1 protein-coding gene is annotated in these 762 nt (G+C 26.8%); it reads right to left on the bottom strand.

Annotation, left to right across the window (positions count from 1 at the left end):
* A partial coding sequence (locus tag D9R21_RS07865; RefSeq protein WP_158614019.1) for a hypothetical protein occupies positions 1–762 on the bottom strand: 762 nt, incomplete at both ends.

The following is a 762-nucleotide window of genomic DNA, read 5'->3' as shown; positions in this document are numbered from 1 at the left end:
AAACATGCACTATTAACACCTATTTGGTCATATATAATAGCTATTGTTTGTGTAAAACTACGCCTTGTTTGCAACATCCCTTGACTTTTTAAATCTCCTTTGCTATCTTTTCCTGAGGCTCAAATTCTATAAATATAGTTTTCTTTATCAAAATTAGGAATATTATATCCGGTTTGACCAACCATAAAATCACTAGTATCTACAATTTCTCAATCTGGAACATTTGGTATAACAATTAATTTTTTTAATTCATCTAAAATTTTTTCTTTTATTTTTGCAAGTTTTTCATCTTTAATTTTTTCTATAACAATTTTATCTAATAAAGCATCAACTTCTAACTGTGTATAATATGCTTCTAAATCTATCATAGTTAAATCAATACCTTCTTCTTGAAAAGTACGAAACATTTTCTTTAAAGTTGTTAAATTAGCCAACGATTTTGCATATGTAGGCAATAGACCTTGTCATGTTGCCATGGGGTCATTTTGTGAAGAATAATTAATATCACCAACACTCATATTTGCCGAAGTAAAAAACTCAATTGGAATACGGTTAAATGTTCAATGCTCAATCGTAATAAACACCATATTAATACAAATTTTCTTTAATAATGGGTCTTTAAATGTTTCAAATTTTAGTTTTGAAAATGGATAGTTTAAATAAGAATTAATCATATTTTGGGCTCTTAAAGCAAATGTTTTAAATCATAATTCTACATCACCTTTAAAGAACTTATTATAACGAACTGGAACTTGTGTAATT

It is taken from the genome of Spiroplasma endosymbiont of Megaselia nigra (assembly GCF_003987485.1).
Lineage (GTDB): Bacteria > Bacillota_I > Bacilli_A > Mycoplasmatales > Mycoplasmataceae > Spiroplasma.
The sequence above is the reverse complement of the archived record's forward strand: the minus strand, read 5'-3'. Positions and strand labels throughout refer to the sequence as shown.